Annotated in this window: 18 protein-coding genes and 1 rRNA gene; 11 read left to right on the top strand and 8 right to left on the bottom strand. The window is 51.7% G+C overall.

Annotated features, from left to right (window positions below; all coding sequences use genetic code 11):
* Positions 1–179: ribosomal RNA gene (locus tag BZJ17_RS10920) — 16S ribosomal RNA — on the bottom strand; the annotation flags it as partial.
* Positions 180–706: 527 nt separating this feature from the next.
* Here BZJ17_RS10920 and BZJ17_RS10910 point away from each other — a divergent pair.
* Positions 707–1,039, top strand: coding sequence for an SMR family transporter (locus BZJ17_RS10910; protein ID WP_069586952.1), 333 nt, complete (start codon positions 707–709; stop codon positions 1,037–1,039).
* 78 nt (positions 1,040–1,117) lie between these two features.
* Here BZJ17_RS10910 and groL read toward each other — a convergent pair whose 3' ends face one another.
* Positions 1,118–2,764 carry a chaperonin GroEL gene (gene groL / locus BZJ17_RS10905; protein ID WP_077640732.1) on the bottom strand — a complete coding sequence of 549 codons (1,647 nt, stop codon included), beginning with the start codon at positions 2,762–2,764 and terminating at the stop codon, positions 1,118–1,120.
* A gap of 43 nt (positions 2,765–2,807) precedes the next feature.
* On the bottom strand, positions 2,808–3,098 hold the full coding sequence (locus BZJ17_RS10900; RefSeq protein ID WP_069586954.1) for a co-chaperone GroES: 291 nt from the start codon (positions 3,096–3,098) through the stop codon (positions 2,808–2,810).
* Between the two features lie 219 nt (positions 3,099–3,317).
* On the opposite strand from BZJ17_RS10900, the gene BZJ17_RS10895 reads away from it, so the two are divergent.
* The gene (locus tag BZJ17_RS10895; protein WP_069586955.1) at positions 3,318–4,667 is read left to right on the top strand and encodes an MATE family efflux transporter; all 1,350 of its coding nucleotides are present in this window, start codon (positions 3,318–3,320) and stop codon (positions 4,665–4,667) included.
* On the opposite strand, the gene BZJ17_RS10890 is transcribed toward BZJ17_RS10895, so the two are convergent.
* A complete protein-coding gene (locus BZJ17_RS10890) occupies positions 4,637–5,125 on the bottom strand; it encodes a MarR family transcriptional regulator (protein WP_347230979.1) in 489 nt (162 codons plus the stop codon). The two genes, BZJ17_RS10895 and BZJ17_RS10890, sit on opposite strands and share 31 nt — an antisense overlap.
* A 232-nt stretch (positions 5,126–5,357) precedes the next feature.
* On the opposite strand from BZJ17_RS10890, the gene BZJ17_RS10885 reads away from it, so the two are divergent.
* From BZJ17_RS10885 to BZJ17_RS10870, 4 genes are read left to right on the top strand one after another with little or no spacing between them, the layout of a single operon-like run.
* On the top strand, positions 5,358–6,497 hold the full coding sequence (locus BZJ17_RS10885) for a homogentisate 1,2-dioxygenase (RefSeq protein ID WP_077640730.1): 1,140 nt from the start codon (positions 5,358–5,360) through the stop codon (positions 6,495–6,497).
* 14 nt (positions 6,498–6,511) lie between these two features.
* On the top strand, positions 6,512–7,498 hold the full coding sequence (locus BZJ17_RS10880) for a fumarylacetoacetate hydrolase family protein (protein ID WP_077640729.1): 987 nt from the start codon (positions 6,512–6,514) through the stop codon (positions 7,496–7,498).
* Positions 7,499–7,558: 60 nt separating this feature from the next.
* A complete protein-coding gene (gene maiA / locus BZJ17_RS10875; RefSeq protein WP_077640728.1) occupies positions 7,559–8,179 on the top strand; it encodes a maleylacetoacetate isomerase in 621 nt (206 codons plus the stop codon).
* Between the two features lie 9 nt (positions 8,180–8,188).
* Positions 8,189–10,147, top strand: coding sequence for an acetoacetate--CoA ligase (locus BZJ17_RS10870; RefSeq protein ID WP_077640727.1), 1,959 nt, complete (start codon positions 8,189–8,191; stop codon positions 10,145–10,147).
* A 69-nt stretch (positions 10,148–10,216) separates the two neighbouring features.
* On the opposite strand, the gene BZJ17_RS10865 is transcribed toward BZJ17_RS10870, so the two are convergent.
* Positions 10,217–10,732, bottom strand: a complete 516-nt coding sequence (locus tag BZJ17_RS10865) for an FxsA family protein (protein ID WP_077640726.1) — start codon at positions 10,730–10,732, stop codon at positions 10,217–10,219.
* Positions 10,733–11,026: 294 nt separating this feature from the next.
* Here BZJ17_RS10865 and aspA point away from each other — a divergent pair, with 294 nt between their 5' ends.
* Entirely contained in the window at positions 11,027–12,490 is a 1,464-nt protein-coding gene (gene aspA / locus BZJ17_RS10860) for an aspartate ammonia-lyase (RefSeq protein WP_077640725.1), read from the top strand.
* Between the two features lie 71 nt (positions 12,491–12,561).
* Here aspA and BZJ17_RS10855 read toward each other — a convergent pair whose 3' ends face one another.
* A complete protein-coding gene (locus tag BZJ17_RS10855) occupies positions 12,562–13,872 on the bottom strand; it encodes an anaerobic C4-dicarboxylate transporter (RefSeq protein ID WP_077640724.1) in 1,311 nt (436 codons plus the stop codon).
* A 412-nt stretch (positions 13,873–14,284) separates the two neighbouring features.
* On the opposite strand from BZJ17_RS10855, the gene BZJ17_RS10850 reads away from it, so the two are divergent.
* On the top strand, positions 14,285–14,554 hold the full coding sequence (locus tag BZJ17_RS10850) for a type B 50S ribosomal protein L31 (RefSeq protein WP_077640723.1): 270 nt from the start codon (positions 14,285–14,287) through the stop codon (positions 14,552–14,554).
* A complete protein-coding gene (gene ykgO / locus BZJ17_RS10845) occupies positions 14,551–14,694 on the top strand; it encodes a type B 50S ribosomal protein L36 (protein WP_077640722.1) in 144 nt (47 codons plus the stop codon). Before BZJ17_RS10850 ends, ykgO begins: the two co-directional genes overlap by 4 nt.
* Here the strand turns inward: ykgO and BZJ17_RS10840 are convergent.
* Together BZJ17_RS10840 and BZJ17_RS10835 are read right to left on the bottom strand one after the other, a co-directional pair.
* A complete protein-coding gene (locus BZJ17_RS10840; protein WP_077640721.1) occupies positions 14,691–14,984 on the bottom strand; it encodes a DUF2218 domain-containing protein in 294 nt (97 codons plus the stop codon). The two genes, ykgO and BZJ17_RS10840, sit on opposite strands and share 4 nt — an antisense overlap.
* Positions 14,985–15,027: 43 nt before the next feature.
* Positions 15,028–17,040, bottom strand: coding sequence for a TonB-dependent receptor (locus BZJ17_RS10835; protein WP_077640720.1), 2,013 nt, complete (start codon positions 17,038–17,040; stop codon positions 15,028–15,030).
* 185 nt (positions 17,041–17,225) lie between these two features.
* On the opposite strand from BZJ17_RS10835, the gene BZJ17_RS10830 reads away from it, so the two are divergent.
* Entirely contained in the window at positions 17,226–18,200 is a 975-nt protein-coding gene (locus BZJ17_RS10830) for an AraC family transcriptional regulator (RefSeq protein WP_157893182.1), read from the top strand.
* A gap of 48 nt (positions 18,201–18,248) precedes the next feature.
* Complete coding sequence (locus BZJ17_RS10825) at positions 18,249–18,764, top strand: thioredoxin fold domain-containing protein (RefSeq protein ID WP_077640718.1); 516 nt, start codon at positions 18,249–18,251, stop codon at positions 18,762–18,764.
* Positions 18,765–18,786 lie beyond the last annotated feature (22 nt).

Below are 18,786 nucleotides of genomic sequence, written 5' to 3'. Positions count from 1 at the left end.
GCCGTCGTTTCCAACGGTTATCCCCCTCGTCAGGGCAGGTTCCCAGCCGTTACTCACCCGTCCGCCGCTCGACGTCCAGTAAATCCACCGAAGCTTCAATACTGCCGTTTCCGCTCGACTTGCATGTGTTAGGCCTGCCGCCAGCGTTCAATCTGAGCCATGATCAAACTCTTCAATTAAAGTTTTTTCGAAACCGAAGTTTCAGCTCAATGAATACTGATTACTGTTTATCTCCGAAGAGAAAAACGAATTGACTGTGCTCCTGTTGGCATCCACTTTTAAAAAAGTGAAATCAAAACAGCTCAAGGCTGCACCAACATGAATTGGTCACTCAGTTCATCGAATAAATCTTTTTGTCTATTCTCAACGAGTGCCCACACAGATTGCATAGGTCAAATTGTTAAAGAGCGTGTCGATTTAGTGGTCGGCATTTCGTGACTTGCGTCTCATTGCCCCGTCGACAGGAAGCGCAGTATAGAGATTTCAGTTTTCCCCGCAACCCCTTTTTGCAAAAAACTTTTCGTTAGCGCAAAAAGTGAACAAAAACGGTCGTTTTGTTTAATAAACCAGCAAAAACCGTCCCAGTTTCGCTTACCAAGCTTCCTACTATAGTACCCACCCTCTGCTCTTTCCATAAAATGTGGCATACATCATACATTCGGGCTGGTAGCATAGTCGCTCTGTTTCTCACTAGGGAGTCATCGATATGAAGCATTGGCTTTTTCTGGGGTTTGCCATCGTGGCAGAGGTGATTGCAACCGCATCACTCAAAAACAGTGACGGCTTTTCTAAGCTCGTCCCTTCCGTATTAGTGGTGGTGGGATACAGTTTTTCCTTCTATTTGCTTGCGCTAACACTCCGAGCGATCCCTGTGGGCATTGCTTATGCCATCTGGGCTGGCGCCGGTGTGACTTTGATAGCGCTCATTGGTTGGTTGGTCTTCGGTCAGAAACTTGATACGCCTGCGGTGATTGGAATGGCACTGATTGTTGCCGGTGTGGCCGTGATGAATTTATTTTCATCTGCATCTCCGCACTAGTTATCACGCCCACTGACGGTCGAACTAAAACAAAAAACCCAGCCGAAGCTGGGTTTTTCTTGTTCAGGGGAAGGGCAATTACATCATACCGCCCATACCGCCCATGCCACCCATACCAGCAGCGCCCATATCAGCGCCGCCGTCTTTTTGTGGCAAGTCAGTAACCATTGCTTCGGTGGTGATCATTAGACCAGCAACAGAGGCAGCAAATTGCAGTGCACTACGAGTCACTTTGGTTGGGTCAAGAATACCCATTTCGATCATATCACCGTATTCACCGGTTGCGGCGTTGTAACCATAGTTACCGTCACCTGCTTTCACATTGTTCGCAACCACTGAATCTTCGTCACCCGCGTTAGTCGCGATTTGACGAATAGGCGCTTCCATGGCACGCAGTGCCACACGGATACCGACGTTTTGCTCTTCGTTATCGCCTTTCAGCTCGCCAACTTTGCTAGCAGCACGGATAAGCGCAACGCCACCACCGGCAACCACGCCTTCTTCCACTGCCGCACGAGTCGCGTGCAGAGCATCTTCAACGCGGTCTTTCTTCTCTTTCATCTCAACTTCAGTCGCCGCACCGACTTTGATTACTGCAACACCGCCAGCCAGTTTAGCGACGCGCTCTTGCAGTTTTTCTTTGTCGTAGTCTGAGCTCGCTTCTTCGATTTGTTGACGAATTTGAGCAACACGCGCTTCGATAGAAGCTTCTTCACCAACACCGTCGATAATGGTGGTGTTGTCTTTAGTGACAGTGACACGCTTAGCTTGGCCTAGATCTTCCAGCGTCACTTTCTCCAGTTCCATGCCAATCTCTTCTGAGATCACGGTACCAGCAGTCAGTGTCGCGATGTCTTGTAGCATCGCTTTACGACGATCACCAAAGCCAGGCGCTTTCACCGCAGCAACTTTCACGATGCCGCGCATGTTGTTGACCACCAATGTCGCCAGCGCTTCACCTTCAACATCTTCTGCGATGATTAACAGTGGACGAGAGGCTTTAGAAACCGCTTCTAGCGTTGGTAGCAGCTCACGGATGTTAGACACTTTTTTGTCGATCAGCAGGATAAATGGGTTATCCAGCTCAACGTTGCCAGCTTCTTGGTTGTTGATGAAGTAAGGAGACAGGTAACCACGGTCGAACTGCATGCCTTCAACAACGCTCAGCTCGTCTTGCAGAGATTGGCCTTCTTCAACAGTGATAACACCGTCGCGACCCACTTTGTCCATGGCTTCAGCAATGATCTTACCCACAGTCTCATCTGAGTTGGCAGAGATAGTACCCACCTGAGCGATCGCGTTGCTGGTTGAGCAAGGTGAAGACAGTTTTTTCAGCTCTTCAACCGCAGCAACCACCGCTTTGTCGATACCACGCTTCAGATCCATTGGGTTCATGCCCGCTGCAACCGCTTTCAAGCCTTCATTGACGATAGATTGCGCCAATACAGTTGCAGTGGTCGTACCGTCACCTGCCGCATCATWTGCTTGTGAAGCGACTTCTTTTACCATTTGTGCGCCCATGTTCTGGAACTTGTCTTCCAGCTCGATTTCACGGGCAACAGACACGCCGTCTTTGGTGATGGTTGGCGCACCGAATGATTTGTCTAGAACAACGTTACGACCTTTAGGGCCTAGTGTGACTTTCACGGCATCCGCCAGAACATTCACACCTTCGAGCATTTTCGCGCGCGCGTCGTCACTAAATTTAACGTCTTTAGCAGCCATGATTCTATTCCTTTCTTACGTTCTTGATTGGAGGTGAAATGAATTACTCAACGATTGCCATAATGTCGCTTTCTGACAGGATCAGGACTTCTTTACCGTCGATTTTTTCACTCTTAGTACCGAAGCCTTCAGAGAAGATAACAGTGTCACCCACTTTAACGTCCAATGGCTGCACGTTGCCGTTTTCAAGAATACGGCCATTGCCTACCGCCAGTACTTTACCGCGAGTAGACTTTTCTGCAGCAGAACCAGTTAACACGATGCCGCCTGCTGATTTAGACTCAGCTTCTTGGCGCTCAACGATAACGCGATCATGTAGTGGACGAATGTTCATCGGTCGTCTCCTGAATTAGTAATGATGTTCCGTTTGATGAAGTAAGTATGCACACAGGCCGTTCATGCGTCCGGTTCCTGATGTAACTCCCTATGTGGGGACGCCCTTTTTCTTTCCCAAGGGTTTTACAGCAATTTTTTTGATTTTTTTTACCCGGCAGCTTCCTCACCTAGGTGCGATCCGCTAGGGTAAGCCGTCCCAACCCAGTGATCAGAGATTATGAACGACAAACACGGGCTGCTGTCCGCCCCGATCAACCTCACATTGCGTAAGATGACCGTGCCCATGGTATTTGGGCTATTTGCGATCATCATGTTCAATGTGGTGGATACCTTCTTTATTTCACTGCTTGGCACGGAAGCATTAGCCGCGGTGAGCTTCACCTTTCCCATCACCTTTGCGGTTAACTCCATCACGCTCGGATTAGGGGTCGGCATTGCCGCCTTGGTCGCGCGATTACTCGGCCAAGGCGATCATCAAGATGCTGCGCGGGTCTCGAGTCATGGTTTGATCTTGGCGGTATTCATGGTGATGGCCGTCGGTTGGTTAGGGGCCGCCACCATTAATCCAGTGTTCTCCGCGTTGGGGGCAAGCGACAACTTATTACCGTTAATCCACGATTATATGCAGGTGTGGTACCTCACCATTCCATTACTCGTCGTGCCGATGGCGGGAAACGCGGCTATCCGCGCCACGGGCGACACGAAAACGCCGGCGAAAATCATGATGATCTCTGGTGTCATTAATGGCGTGCTCGACCCCTTACTGATTTTTGGCTTGGGCCCATTTCCCGAACTGGGAGTGCAAGGGGCGGCCATCGCCAGTGCCGTCAGCTGGGCCGGCGCATTAATAGCCGCACTGAGTATACTTATTCGCCGTGAACGGCTGCTGATGGCGCCGCAATGGACCAAGCTAGCGACTGACGTGCGTCAGATCCTCAAAATTGGCATGCCGGCTGGAATGACCAATGCCTTAAACCCAGCCGCAGGCGCCATTTTAATGATGATGCTCGCCTCACAGGGAACAGAAAGCGTTGCCGCCTATGGCGCCGCTCAGCGTATTGAAGCCATTTTATTAATTGTGATGATGGCGATGACGTCATCGCTCACGCCCTTAATGTCGCAAAACTTTGGTGCGCAATACCATCAACGGGCCTTTCAAGCGCTGTTTAGCGCGATGCGCTTTGCCATCTTGTTTCAGTTTGCCTTGTACTTGTCGCTGTGGCCTTTTATCGATCTGATTGCGGATGTATTCAGTGACGATGTGCGAGTTCAACAAGAAATTGCCCACTATTTAATGGTGGTCCCGGCCAGTTACGGCTTACAAGGTACCTTGATGTTATTGGTCGGCGGCCTGAATGCCATGAAGCGTTCGCTGCATTCGTTCGCCTGCAACCTAGTGCGTTTGTTTGTCTTCTTAGTGCCCTGTGCATGGCTGGGCGGCATGGTCAACGGTACCCATGGCCTGTTTGCGGGAATCGCTATTGCCAATCTACTGGCCGGTATTATGGCGTACCTGTATGCCGTGGTGCTGCGCCGTCAGACACTCGCGGCGTCACTGTCCGTCTGAGCCAGCTCATGAACGCGGTGCTGCAACGCATCTAACGCCTGATAAAGCGCTTGATACTGCGCCGCACTGAGTCCCTCGAGCATGGCTTTTTCCCACTCCAGCACCTTGGGAACAATGGTCTGATAATGGGTGCGGCCTTTGTCGGTCAAATGGACTAACGCGGCGCGCTGATCATCTTGGCACGCGCGTCGCTCTACCAACTGATGCCGCTCTAAACGAGTAAGCAAGCGCGACACTTTTACTTTATCCAACCGCGTTTCTGCGGCTAAATCTTTCGCCATCACGCCATCACGTGCGCCCAAAGAGGCCAGCACGCGCCATTCTGGACGCGACAATCCAAACTCTGCTTCATAACGTGCCGCAAGACTGTCGGCAACCAACTCCGCCGTGTGGACCAACTTATAAGGCAAAAAGCTATCGAGTGCTAAATAAGGAAGGGTCATATCAGTTAGTTTCAAATGAAATCATATAACCTACTTTACGAGAGGCTTCGATAAGATGCAAAGGTAGTGCTTTGTTTACACTTATGATTTTTAATCGGCAAAAATACTGAACACACAAGGTAAAATATTTGTTAACAATGCGTTGCTTTTTCTCGTCTCTGATCGCTAGTATAAACGGATAGATTGTTTCTTTTGAAACTATTTGGCCGTCCCGGTGAGCACGGCCGCCCAGCACAAGGAGCGAGTTATGCGAAAGTGGTTTTCATTCCCCATTCGTGAAGGGGATGCCTCACGTCAAGCCCACTGCGACTTTCCCGAGGGAACCTACGAGCGCGAGTGTGGCAAGGAAGGCTTTTTTGGCCCGGCCAGTCATATGTATCACCGCCATCCCCCGACGGGCTGGAGCGAGTGGGAAGGCCCATTGCGACCGCATGCGTTTGATACCAACCGAGTGGAGACTCAAGGCACGTCGCCAATGGATGCGCCTGTGCTGTTATCCAATGCCAACGTTCAGGTTCGCTTATGGCGCACCGATACCGCCATGTCTTATCTGGTGCGCAACAGCGATGGTGACGATTGCTTATTTGTCCACCAGGGTGAAGGCTCGCTGTATTGCGATTATGGCCACTTGCGCTACACCAAAGGCGATTATTTGATCATCCCTCGCGCCACCAGCTGGCGACTGGTGCCGGATGAGGCCACCACCTTGTTGATGATTGAAGCGACACATGGCTCCTACATGAGCGCCGAACGAGGCATCGTCGGCGAACATGCGGTGTTTGACCCTGCGGTGTTAGAACATGCGCGCATTGACGATAGCTTTAAAGCCCAGCAATCCGATAACGAAAGCTGGCAGGTGATAATTAAATCGCGCCAACAGCTTAACCGCGTCACTTATCCTTATAACCCACTCGATGCTGTGGGCTGGAAAGGCAACCTCACTGTATTCCGACTCAACTGGCGAGATATCCGCCCGTTGATGAGCCATCGTTATCACTTGCCGCCATCCGCGCACACCACCTTTGTCGCGCAAGGTTTTGTGATTTGCACCTTTGTCCCCCGCCCAATCGAGTCGGATCCTGGCGCACTGAAGGTGCCCTTCTACCACAACAACGATGACTATGATGAGGTGCTTTTCTATCACCAAGGTGACTTTTTCAGCCGCGATAACATTGATGCCGGCATGGTGACCCTACACCCTTGTGGCTTCCCACATGGCCCTCACCCAAAAGCGTTCGCCGCGGGCAAAAAACATCAGAAAAAAGAGACCGATGAAGTGGCGGTGATGATCGATACCCGCATGCCTCTTGATATGGGCGACGCGGCGAAAGCCACCGAACTGACCGATTATGTTTACTCTTGGCGCACGCTAAGTGACGCAGAATAGCGAAGGAGAAAGCAATGAAACTGGCTTCACTCAAACACGGACGTGATGGCAAATTGATTTTGGTCTCTCGTGACCTTACTCGCGCCGTCCACGCCGACGATATTTCACCCACACTACAAGCGGCACTCGATAATTGGGCGACACTGGCGCCCAAACTGACTCAGCGCTACGACGCGCTCAATGACAACCAAGTCAGTGAGTCCTTTGCCTTTGACCCAAGCGTCTGCGACTCACCACTGCCCCGCGCCTATCAGTGGGCGGATGGTAGCGCCTACGTTAACCACGTTGAACTGGTGCGCAAAGCACGCGGCGCACAAATGCCTGAGAGTTTTTGGACTGACCCATTGATGTACCAAGGCATGTCTGATGGCTTTCTCGGCCCACGTGACGAGATTGAATTGGTCGATGATGCGTGGGGCTGTGACTTTGAAGCCGAGCTTGCCGTCGTCACCGATGATGTGCCCATGCACCTTAGTGCTGACAAAGCGGGCCAACACATTAAACTGCTGATGCTGGTCAACGACGTTTCCCTGCGCAACCTGATCCCCGGCGAGCTTGCCAAAGGGTTCGGCTTTTTCCAATCTAAGCCCGCCTCTGCATTTTCACCGGTGGCGGTTACCCCAGATGAGCTGGGCGATCACTGGCGCGACCATAAAGTCCACTTACCGATGCATGTCACCCTCAACGGCGAATGGTTCGGGTCACCCGASGCSGGTGTCGATATGACCTTTGATTTTGCCCAGTTGGTCGCSCATGTGGCGAAAAGCCGCCATGTCAGCGCTGGGACCATTATTGGCTCCGGCACCGTCTCCAATACCGATCGCAGTAAAGGCTCTTGCTGCTTAGCCGAAAAGCGCATGCTGGAAATTATCGACCAAGGCGAGGCAAAAACCCCGTTTATGACCTTTGGCGATAGCGTCACCATCGATATGCGCGACAGCCAAGATGCGTCTATTTTCGGCGCCATTGAGCAAACCGTGACCCGTTACATCGCAGAATAACCTTGATGCGCGCCTAGTACCTCTAGGCGCGCGTGACGTTGACGCCGTCTAGGAGCTTGTATGCTGCTTTATGATTACAGTAAGTCGACCGCGGCCTACCGCGTCCGCATCGCCCTTGGCCTTAAAGGCCTATCCTACCAACGAGAAACCGTGTCTTTGCTGGATAAACACCAGCACAGCGACGCCTATCGTTCGCTCAATCCCGCCGGTTTAGTGCCTACCTTGGTCGATGGCGATGTCACCTTGAGCCAATCACTGGCCATTATTGAATACCTCGATGAGCGCTATCCGCAGGTAAAACTGCTCCCCAGTGATCCAGTGCAAAAAGCCCAGTGCCGATCTCTGGCGCTCGATATTGCCTGTGATGTGCATCCACTCAATAACTTACGGGTTCTGCAATACTTAACTGGCCCCTTTGGCCACAGTGATGATGACAAAATCACTTGGTATCACCATTGGCTAAAACAAGGGTTCGACGGCTTGGAAGCCAAACTACAAGGATTAGACAGCCCCTTTATCGGCGGAGAAGCGCCCAATTTGGCCGATATTTGTTTGGTACCGCAGCTGTTTAATGCACGCCGATTTGCGTTTGATTTAACGGCCTACCCAACTTTGACGCGCATTGAGGCACAGTGCCAAACGCTAGATGCATTTATACAGGCACACCCTGATAAGAGCTAAGGAGAGAACATGAAAGACGGATTGTTGTGGGCGCCGGATAAGGAACGTCAAACCCACACGTTACTCGCCGCGTTTATCCGTGCCGTGAATCAGACTCACGACACCCAGCTGAGTGGTTATGACGATCTCTATGCATGGTCAGTACGTCAAAGCGGCGATTTTTGGCAACAGTTATGGCAATTTGCTGGCGTGATCGGCGATCCGGGCGAGAGAGTGTGCGATATCGACCCCGAGCACCCCAATCGAGATAGCCACTGGTTTCCCACCGCACGTCTGAACTATGCCGAAAACCTACTCAAGCACGCAGAGCAATATGCCGACCAACCGGCGATGATTTTTAGCGGTGAGCATGAGGTAGCACGCACCCTCACTTGGCGTGAGCTCGTCGATCAGGTCGCGGCCATCCGTCACTACCTAGATATGCAAGGTGTTCAGCCGGGCGATGTGGTTGCTGGCTATTTACCTAATCTGCCTGAAACCGTGATTGCAATGCTTGCCACCGCAGCACTGGGCGCGATTTGGACCTCAACCTCACCGGACTTTGGCGTCGACAGTGTGTTAGACCGTTTTGGCCAAACCGAGCCCAAAGTGCTGTTTACCACCGATCATTACCACTACAACGGCAAAACCTATGACTGCCTGAATAAAGCACAGCAGGTGGTGGATAACGTACCGGCCATTGAGCGCCTAGTGGTGATCCCTTTTGATGGCGATCGACCTTCTTTACCTGCTGGCGTGGATAACTGGCAAGACTTATTAGCCAAGGACGCGCCGCCGCTTCGCTTTACCCGCGTGGCGTTCAATGCCCCACTCTTTGTGCTGTACTCTTCCGGCACCACGGGTAAGCCCAAGTGCATTATTCATTCGGTAGGGGGAATATTGCTCAATCATTTGAAAGAGCATCAGCTCCATTCGGATGTGCGCCCCGGTGATCGCTTTTTCTACTTCACCACCTGCGGCTGGATGATGTGGAATTGGCAGGTCAGTGCCTTGGCAAGCGGCGCGACCTTGGTGCTTTATGATGGCTCACCGTTTTATCCCGATGCGGGGGTACTTTGGCGACTGGCCGAGCAGCAACAGCTCACCCTTTTTGGTACGGCGGCGAAATACTTAGAAGCATTGGAAAAACAAGGAGTGGCACCGAAAGATGATTACTCGCTGGCGTCGCTACGCGTCCTGTGTTCGACCGGCTCGGTACTTGCGCCCGAGCAGTTTGATTATGTCTATCAAAAGATAAAGTCTGATCTGCAGTTAAGCTCGATTGCGGGTGGTACCGACATTTGTGGCTGTTTTGTTCTTGGCAGCCCACTGTCACCGGTTTATCGCGGTGAAAGCCAAAAGCGCGGCTTGGCGCTCGATGTACAAGTGTTTAACGCCCAAGGCCAAGCGGTTGAAGAGCAGAAAGGGGAGCTGGTGTGTTGTAATAGCTTCCCCAACCAGCCGGTTGGCTTTTGGCACGATACCGATGGTAGTCGCTATCACAACGCCTATTGGAACAAGATTGATGATACCTGGTTTCATGGTGACTATGTGCGCCTGACCGCACAAGGTGGCATGGTGTTTTATGGTCGGTCAGATGCGGTATTAAACCCAGGCGGGGTGCGAATTGGTACGGCAGAAATCTATCGCCATGTGAATCAGCTTAGCGAGATCATGGATTCAGTGGTCATTGGTCAGCAATGGCAAAATGATGTCCGCGTGGTGCTGTTCGTCAAACTCGCCGCCGGCGTGACACTGGATGAGCCACTCAAGCAAACCATCAAAAAAACCATCCGCACCCAGTGCACGCCGCGTCATGTTCCCGCCGTGATTGCCGAGGTGAGCGATATTCCGCGCACCAAGTCAGGGAAACTGGCCGAGCTGGCGGTGCGCGATGTGGTCCATGGCCAAGACGTGGCACAGTTAAGCGCACTGGATAACCCAGCATCACTCGACCAATACCGTCAGCGCCCCGAGCTCACCGAGTAAGCTGACGCCATGATCGAAAAAGGCCGCATCTTCATGCGGCCTTTTGGCTGGGCTTAATCCCGAAACGGCTTAGCGCAGGCGATGGTCATCGTCGTCATCTTTGCGCTCATATTCTCCCTCAAAGGTATTGCCATCCTCACCACGGCCTCCGCGACGGAAAGGATCCTCACCAAAAGGACCTTGCGCATTGCTCCCTTGATGGAAGCTACCTTGGCTAAAGCCTGCTTGAGACACAGTGACGCGCTTCATCACTTGTTTGGCGAGCGCGGCTCGCGGCCCAGGTAAAAGCACCAACATCCCCATCGCATCGGTCATAAAACCTGGCGTTAACAGCAGCACACCAGCGACAGCCAGCATCACGCCTTCAAGGATTTGCTGAGCGGGTAATTCCCCTCGGTTGAGCCTGTCTTGCACCGAAGCCAACGTCATAATGCCTTGGCTTCGCACCAAAGACGCACCGACAAACGCGGTAATCAAAACCAGTGCCAGTGTGGGCCACAGCCCCAGCCAGCCACCAACCTGAATAAACAGGCCAATTTCGATCACTGGCACCAAAATAAATAGCAGTAATAAAACTGGAAACACGGTTCACCTCGCACTGGAAATTCACTTTTCATCCTAACATCAAAATCACGCAAAAGCCGAATCGGGAAAGTGGATTTACTGCTTGAATCTCGCGGCAAGAAAGCGCATTTTGTTATCGCCTCCTCTTAGTGCTGTGACCGGTGTCAGCCCTTTTCACCGCATCATATGCTCTAATAGCGGCGAAAGGATGTAAGAGACGATACATCCAGCCAAAATCTCTGAGGAATGGATTCTACAGCAAAATTTGTGGCGACGTTTTAATCATTATAATAACTTTGATGTTAAGGCCAACACATGTCTCAGACGATTATTACACCCAATGATACCCCTACGCTGACTACTGCAACCCGCCTTGAAGAAGACTTACTCGGTCAACGCGCTGTTCCAGCCGATGCGTATTACGGTATTCACACCTTGCGCGCCATTGAGAACTTTACTATCTCAAGTACCCGTATTTCAGACATTCCCGATTTCGTACGCGGCATGGTTTACACCAAAAAAGCCGCCGCGATGGCAAACCAAGAACTCGGCGTGATCCCCTCTGATGTCGGTGACTACATTGTTAAAGCCTGTGACCAGATTTTGGAAACGGGTAAATGCATGGATCAGTTCCCCTCGGATGTCTTCCAAGGCGGCGCAGGCACCTCAGTGAACATGAATGCTAACGAGGTGATTGCCAACCTTGCGCTTGAACTGATGGGGCATGAGAAAGGTGACTATGATGTGATTAACCCCAACGATCACGTCAATAAGAGCCAATCGACCAACTGTGCGTACCCCACCGGCTTTCGAATTGCGGTCTACAACAGCATTCTCAAATTGATGGATGCGATTGATTATCTGCAAAACGAATTCAACAAAAAAGCGGAAACTTACTCTCACGTACTGAAAATGGGCCGCACCCAGCTGCAAGACGCAGTACCGATGACGGTCGGACAAGAGTTCAAAGCCTTTTCGGTACTACTACGTGAAGAGATTAAAAACATCAAATATACCGCCGCACTGCTGCTCGAAGTTAACCTCGGCGCGACCGCGATTGGCACCAAGTTGAATGCCGCAGAAGGCTATCAGCAATTGGCGGTAAAACACCTAGCTGAGATCACAGGTCTGCCATGTATCCCGGCCGAAGATTTGATTGAAGCCACGTCAGACTGTGGCGCGTATGTCATGGTCCACGGCGCGCTGAAACGCTTGGCGGTGAAACTATCGAAGATCTGCAACGACTTGCGCCTGCTCTCCTCGGGCCCACGTGCGGGACTCAATGAGATCAACCTACCAGAAATGCAGGCAGGTTCATCCATCATGCCCGCCAAGGTTAATCCAGTGATCCCCGAGGTAGTCAACCAAGTGTGCTTTAAGGTGATGGGCAACGATACCACCATTACGTTTGCCGCCGAAGCCGGCCAACTTCAGCTTAACGTGATGGAGCCCGTGATTGGGCAGGCACTGTTTGAGTCTATTTCCATTCTGGCGAATGGCTGCCGGAACTTGGGTGAGAAGTGCGTGAGCGGGATTACCGTCAACCAAGACGTGTGCGAGCACTATGTGCACAACTCGATTGGCATTATCACTTATCTCAACCCCTTTATCGGCCACCACGAGGGCGATATTGTCGGCAAGATTTGTGCTGAGACAGGAAAGAGCGTGAAAGAAGTAGTGCTAGAACGCGGGTTAATGACCGAAGAAGAACTTGAAGACATCTTTTCGGTCGACAACCTGATGCATCCCAAGTATCGCGGTAAACGCTTTAACGCCTAAGTGAATAACGGTTATCTGATCAACAAGGGCGCTCAATGCGCCCTTTTTTATTCGCCTGTCTTTCTATTGGCTTACAGCACCTGAGTGAGTAACAAACCGCAGGCAATACTGAAGACCATACTGAGCAACCCCGGCACCATAAAGCTATGGTTGAACACATATTTACCAATCTGAGTTGTCCCTGTTCGGTCAAAATCAATAGAAGCAATGATAGGGCCATAATTGGGGATAAAGAAGTAACCATTTACCGCCACAAAGGTCGCGATGATAATTGAGGGTGGTAGACCCAGTGTAATCGCTACTGGCACCAGCACAGCCGTTGTTGCACCTTGGCTATTCACCATGACCGATAGCGCAAACAAGGCAAAGGCGAACGTCCAAGGCGCCACCTCAACCAAGCCAGACACGGCGTCTTTTACCATATCCGCATGCCCACCAATCAAGGTGTCACCCAGCCACGCAATACCAAAGATAGCGACAATGGCACGCATACCCGCATGAAACACCGAACCTTGGCTAATCGCATTGCCATCCGGTTTACAGGTCAAGATGATCAGCGCACCGACTGACAGCATCACAATTTCAATGGTATGCGCCATGCCAAGAGGCACACCATCAAAGGCTGGACGTAACGAAGGAAACGCGCCCATCAGCACCACGGTAATGGCCCCGAGTAAGAATAGGGTCACCGATTTTTTCGCTTCCGGCGTCACCTCGACCTCTTCCACGGTCGATGAGGTTTCCATTTCTGCGCGAAATGCGGGGTCTTGAAGGCGGCGTTGGTACTCAGGATCGTCTTTAAGCTCTTTGCCAAGCTTATTGACGATCACACACGCAAGCGCAAGACCAATAAAGGTACTAGGAATGGTCACTGACAGCACATCGGTGAGCGTAATCCCTTGTGGCTCTAAAAAGGCCACACAGGCCACCACAGCGGCAGCGATGGGGCTGGCCACAATCGCAAATTGCGAGGCGATAACCGCCATACTTAATGGGCGTGCTGGGCGAATGCCACTACGGCGGCTCACTTCCGCAATCACAGGCAACACGGAATAAGCAACGTGTCCTGTCCCCGCCATCATGGTAAAGACATAGGTCACTAAGGGAGCAATAAAGGTAATGTGACGCGGGTTTTTACGCAAAATGCCCGTGGCAATTTTAATCAGAAAATCGAGACCACCGGCTGCCTGCATACTGGCCGCAGCGGCAACGACTGCCATGATCATCAGCATGACATCAATCGGTGGGTGCGTGGGTTGCATACCAAACCCAAAACTTAATATCGCGAGGCCAACCCCGCCCATCACACCTAAACCGATGCCGCCAATTCGGGCACCAATCAAGATGCAGCTGAGTACCACTAATAACTCAACCAAAAACATAACGCTCTCCTACTCTGGATAGTTGGGCCCAATATCCTTACTAGCCAACGCCATGATCGTCTGTCATTTCGCCCTAATGTCGCCAACGTTAACCAGTGTTATTGGGATATGAGTGTCGAGACGGTTCCTTGTCTGTGCATCATCATGATGTTTGCCTTCCGTGAAGGGGATGTGCACGCATGCGCAGCATCATGGATGACAGGCTATCCGTGAGCAGTAACACGCGTGTTGATATAAGTAATAAAAACTAACACTTTTGCGTCCTTCATAACAAAAAGTTCGTAAAATGAGATCTTTAACGCAGATTTTTTCGCCAATGCCTGCTGGGTTATTGATCAATTCACCGCTTTCTCATTCTTAATTGTTATGATATAACATAACAATTAAGCGCAACGAAAAGAGGCACTTCACGGTGAAAAAAGATATCCACCCTCCGTATCAACAAGTCGTGTTTCATGACACCAGTGTCGATACCTATTTTATGGTTGGTTCAACCTTGCAAACATCACGTACCATCGAATGGCACGACGGTAAAACCTATCCCTATTTTCCACTCGACGTCTCGAGTGCATCGCATCCGGTGTACACGGGTAAACAGCGAGTAGCGAACAAAGAAGGACGCGCGGCACACTTCGCCCGCAAGTTTGGCCAAGTGGGTCGCAGTCACAAGGAGTCGTCATGAAGGTCGTAAACTCACTGAAAAGCGCCCGCCAGCGTCACCCTGATTGTCAGGTTGTCCGTCGTCGCGGGCGCATGTTTGTTATTTGCAAAACCAATCCACGTTTTAAAGCCGTGCAGGGGCGGGCAAAAAAACGCAACTAAGCGTCGGCGACGCACTGCCACTGATGGGGCAGTGCTTCTCGACGGGCAAACATCTCGATGTGGCTACTGACCGTTTCAGTCACTAAGGTTAAGTTCGCCTCATCGTCGGCATGGCATGTAACACGCAACTGGGTCCCTTGCACCCGCATATCGCACACACCCGCAGGGAAATGCACGCGTCCTGTTTGCTCATCCCAGCTCGCCTCGACTTTGCGACCAAAGTGACGACACAAGGTCTGCAAGTAACGAGGGGCATGCTCGGACTCAATCATCGTTGTCATACTAGGCATACGTTCTCCTTGGTAGGCTGGCATGAATGCCAGCCTCATCGCGTTAAAATTGATAGGACGCCGTCAATTTAATATTGCGGCCGGGCTCGTAATCGAGGATTTCTGCGCCTCGTTCACCTGACGTTGACGCATGCGAGCGATAGCGACTGTCAAACAAGTTGTCGACCCCAGCCGTCAAAGTGAACCCGTCTACCGCCATCGGTTGCCACTGAGCGAACACGTTGTGGACTGTGTCGCCCGGTTTGGTCAAGTTGCTATCAGGAACGGTGGTCGAGCGCTGAATTTGGGTGTGCCACCCCAGCAGCACATCCCAGCTGTTCAACGCATAATCCGCATTCAAGGCAAGGGTATCGCCGAGGTGGCGAGCGCGACCAAAAATTTGATCCAGTTGATACGCCTCTGAATAACTCACATCCGTGCGACTGTAACTGGCTGACGCCGTCCACTGCTGCCATGCCCAATAGGTACTGGCCTCAAAGCCACGATAGGTGGCATCGCCACGGTTGGTGGTTTCATAAGCCCAATTACCACTGCCATCTTTGTAACTACGCACCACAATTTCATCATCGAGCTCAGTGCGAAACACCGTCAGATTGGCGGTTAACAAGTAGTCTTTTTGCGCCGCTGCGTTTGAGAAGCGCACACCAATTTCATCGGTCCGGCCATGCTCGGCTTTCAAGTCTTTATCCGCACTTTCACTCAGTGCTGTGGTGGTGAATGATTCATTCAACGGCGGCGCTTTGTGCAGCTCTCGACTGTTGGCAAACAGGGTGAGATAGTCGTTAGCGACAAACTCTGCACCCAACGCCAGCGACACATCATCGTAACGCTGACTCGAGCTGGTCGCTCGACGATCAAAGCTGTCATAACGTACCGCTGGTGTCACCGAAAAGCGTGAGGTCAGCGCTATCTTGTCTTCCACATACAGCGCAATCTTGTCGGCCGACTCCAAAATCTGTACACCCGGTTTGGCAAATTGGGTGTCGTTATCTTGGTTTTCATAGTGCGCACCGTACGCGAGCTGATGATCGCCAATACGTTGCGACACACTGAGTTTTACCCCAATATTCGTGTCTTCTGCCACGTTGACGCCTTTGCGGTCAGCCAGAAATGGGTGGGTCGCAAATTCGGTTTCATCACGGGTGAGTGACAGCTGGTTATAATAGGCCAGCGCCTTTAATTCGATGGTTTGTGACGGCGTGTATTCATAGTTGATCGTCGCGGTATCACGATCGTAGGTCACTGGCAGGGTCATTTCGCCCGTGCGATTGCGGTTGAAGCTCACGCCCATATCAGGACGCGGCAGGTAATCGCCCTTATCGCGGTACTTGTCATAACTGACTTCAAAGCGATGCCCACTCTCAGGCTCCCAACCTAGTTTCACTAAGCCATTAGTGACCTCACCTTCACCGCCGAAGGTACGATGTCCATTGCCGTCTTTAAAGTTGTCGCGATCAAAACGGCTGATATATGCCATCGCATCCCATTCATCACTCAACAACCCATAAACGGTCAACGAGCCTTGCTGGTAATCGTTGCTACCCCAGCCCCCACTTAGGCGTGCCCCAAATGTCTCATTCGCACGCAAGAGATCGTACGGATCTTTGGTTTCAAACGCGACCGCGCCCCCCAGCTCGCTGGTGAGAATCGACGATGCGCCCACCGCGACATCAACACGCTGCAAAATGTCAGGATTTAAAGTGAGGTTGCTGATGTGGTGGAACATTTTACCGCCTTGTGAGGCGCCATCGACGGTGATATCCAGATCTTGTTCGGTAAAGCCACGGATATTAATGCGCTGGGTGAGCGAGTGCGTGCCGCCCACATCCACACCGGGAATATCACGCAATAAGTCAGAGAGGTGATCGGGCTGCTTCACGGTAAGATCGGCCTCCCCCAGGTAACGAGAGGAGCTAGACACTTTTGTGCCCCACACGGACACCGTTTCTATGCTTTCACCTTCGGGGCTATCAGCCATCGCAGAGGGACACAAAGCACTGGCAATGCTCAGCGCAAGCAAAGCCGGACGCGCCTTGGCGGGAAGTAACAACGTCATAATTCATTTCCTTCTTGGGTAACCCAAACAACTAAATGATACTAATTCGCATTTATGTTACTGTTTAAGTGGTTTTCAGGAAGAAAAAAGAGTTATGCGCGTGCATCAAGCTTTTATGCGCAGAGCTTTTATGTGCAGAGCTTTTATGCATAGCGCGTTGATGCAGCATGTTAAGGGGGAACACTATGGCAGCACCCGTGTCTGTTGTTTGCACACAACGAGAATCCAGCGCAGAGGGTCACGCCGAGATCATGGCTAACCACTCGCAACGGACGCAATCTCTGGTGCGAGGGCAGTTCTCACATACCTTATGCCCGGGAGGGTTGCAGATCGATGGCGGGATTACCGATGAGTTATGTGATGCCAATGTGCTCCACCGTGCCCATCTGGGGGTCACGCTAGTGATAGTCCTCGAGGGCGTGCTAGAGTTTGCCTACGATGGTTACACCTATCGGTGTGATGCACGCCACCAGCCCCAAGCGCTTGCCGTCTCCGTGGGTCGTGATAGCACCTTTCGCCGTCGCCTAATTGAAGGTAACCACCTTAAAAAAGTGAACATATTGCTACCTCCCGATTGGCTTAATGGCTATGCAGACGAGCAAGCCTTGCCACTGCTTAGTGGCTTGCATCGCCATCATTTAGGCTGTGTACGCTGGCAACCGAGTACCTCCATACTTGACTCCATTCGCGCCTTATTACCCAGTATTAATAGGCAACATGAGGCTGATCCCCTGACCCAGCATCTACATGCACTCACCATCATCAAGCATCTGTGTGACCAAGCCACTCATCTGATCATTGAGCCTGTTGTCGAACACATCCCAACAACCCATGAACCGCAAGTCGCAAAAGCCGTCGCGTATATAGAGACCAAACTGCATACCGCATTGACCTTATCGACCATCGCTCAGGCGTGCGGCCTGAGTCGCAGCACACTGCAGCGTCGTTTTCGTACCCATCTGGGCGTGCCCGTGTCTGATTACATTCGGCGCCGCCGGCTCGCGGTGGTCAAAGAAAAGTTACTGCATGAGGCAATGTCAATTGGCGAAGCGGCTTACTGGGCGGGCTACCATCATCCCTCTAATTTCGTCACCGCATTTAAGCGTCAGTTTGGTATGACGCCCGGTCAGTTGATCCAGTCGCACACCCATGCGGTGTGATCATGGTATTTGTGTATACTCATCCTATTAGCATGAAAAGGAAAAAGTATGAGACAGGGTCGCCGCTTCGCACTGACGGCTGGGGCGTTGATTGCCGCATTAGGCGCCAGTGCGCTTTATATTGTTCACTCGCAACAAGCCACCGCGCCTGCAAACGCATCGCATACCGTCGCGGCGCCAACGTTTGTGACCGTCAACAGCCAAACAGCGCTTGATGCAGAGCTCGCCAACGCAGCCGCGAGTCAGAAAATCGCCTTTGTCGATTACTACGCCGATTGGTGCATTCCGTGTAAGCAGTTCGCCACACAAACCTTTACCGATCCCGACGTGGCCCAGCAACTTAACCGCATGCACCGGATTAAAGTGAACCTTAGCCATAATCGTCCTGAAGATTTTGCCCTTATGCGTCGCCAAAATGTGGCGGGTTTGCCCACCCTCGACTTTTGGTTACCCAGTGGTGAACGGGATGAAACCGCACGCGTTACCGGCTTTTTACCTCCCGAGACATTTCTTTCCCATCTTTCTGAACACGGACTCATGGTTCGGGATAAAAGCGAGGAATGATCAATCTCTTAGTTCCTTTGTT

The organism is Salinivibrio sp. IB574 (assembly GCF_001996205.1).
GTDB classification, from domain to species: Bacteria; Pseudomonadota; Gammaproteobacteria; order Enterobacterales; family Vibrionaceae; genus Salinivibrio; species Salinivibrio proteolyticus.
The sequence above is the reverse complement of the archived record's forward strand: the minus strand, read 5'-3'. Positions and strand labels throughout refer to the sequence as shown.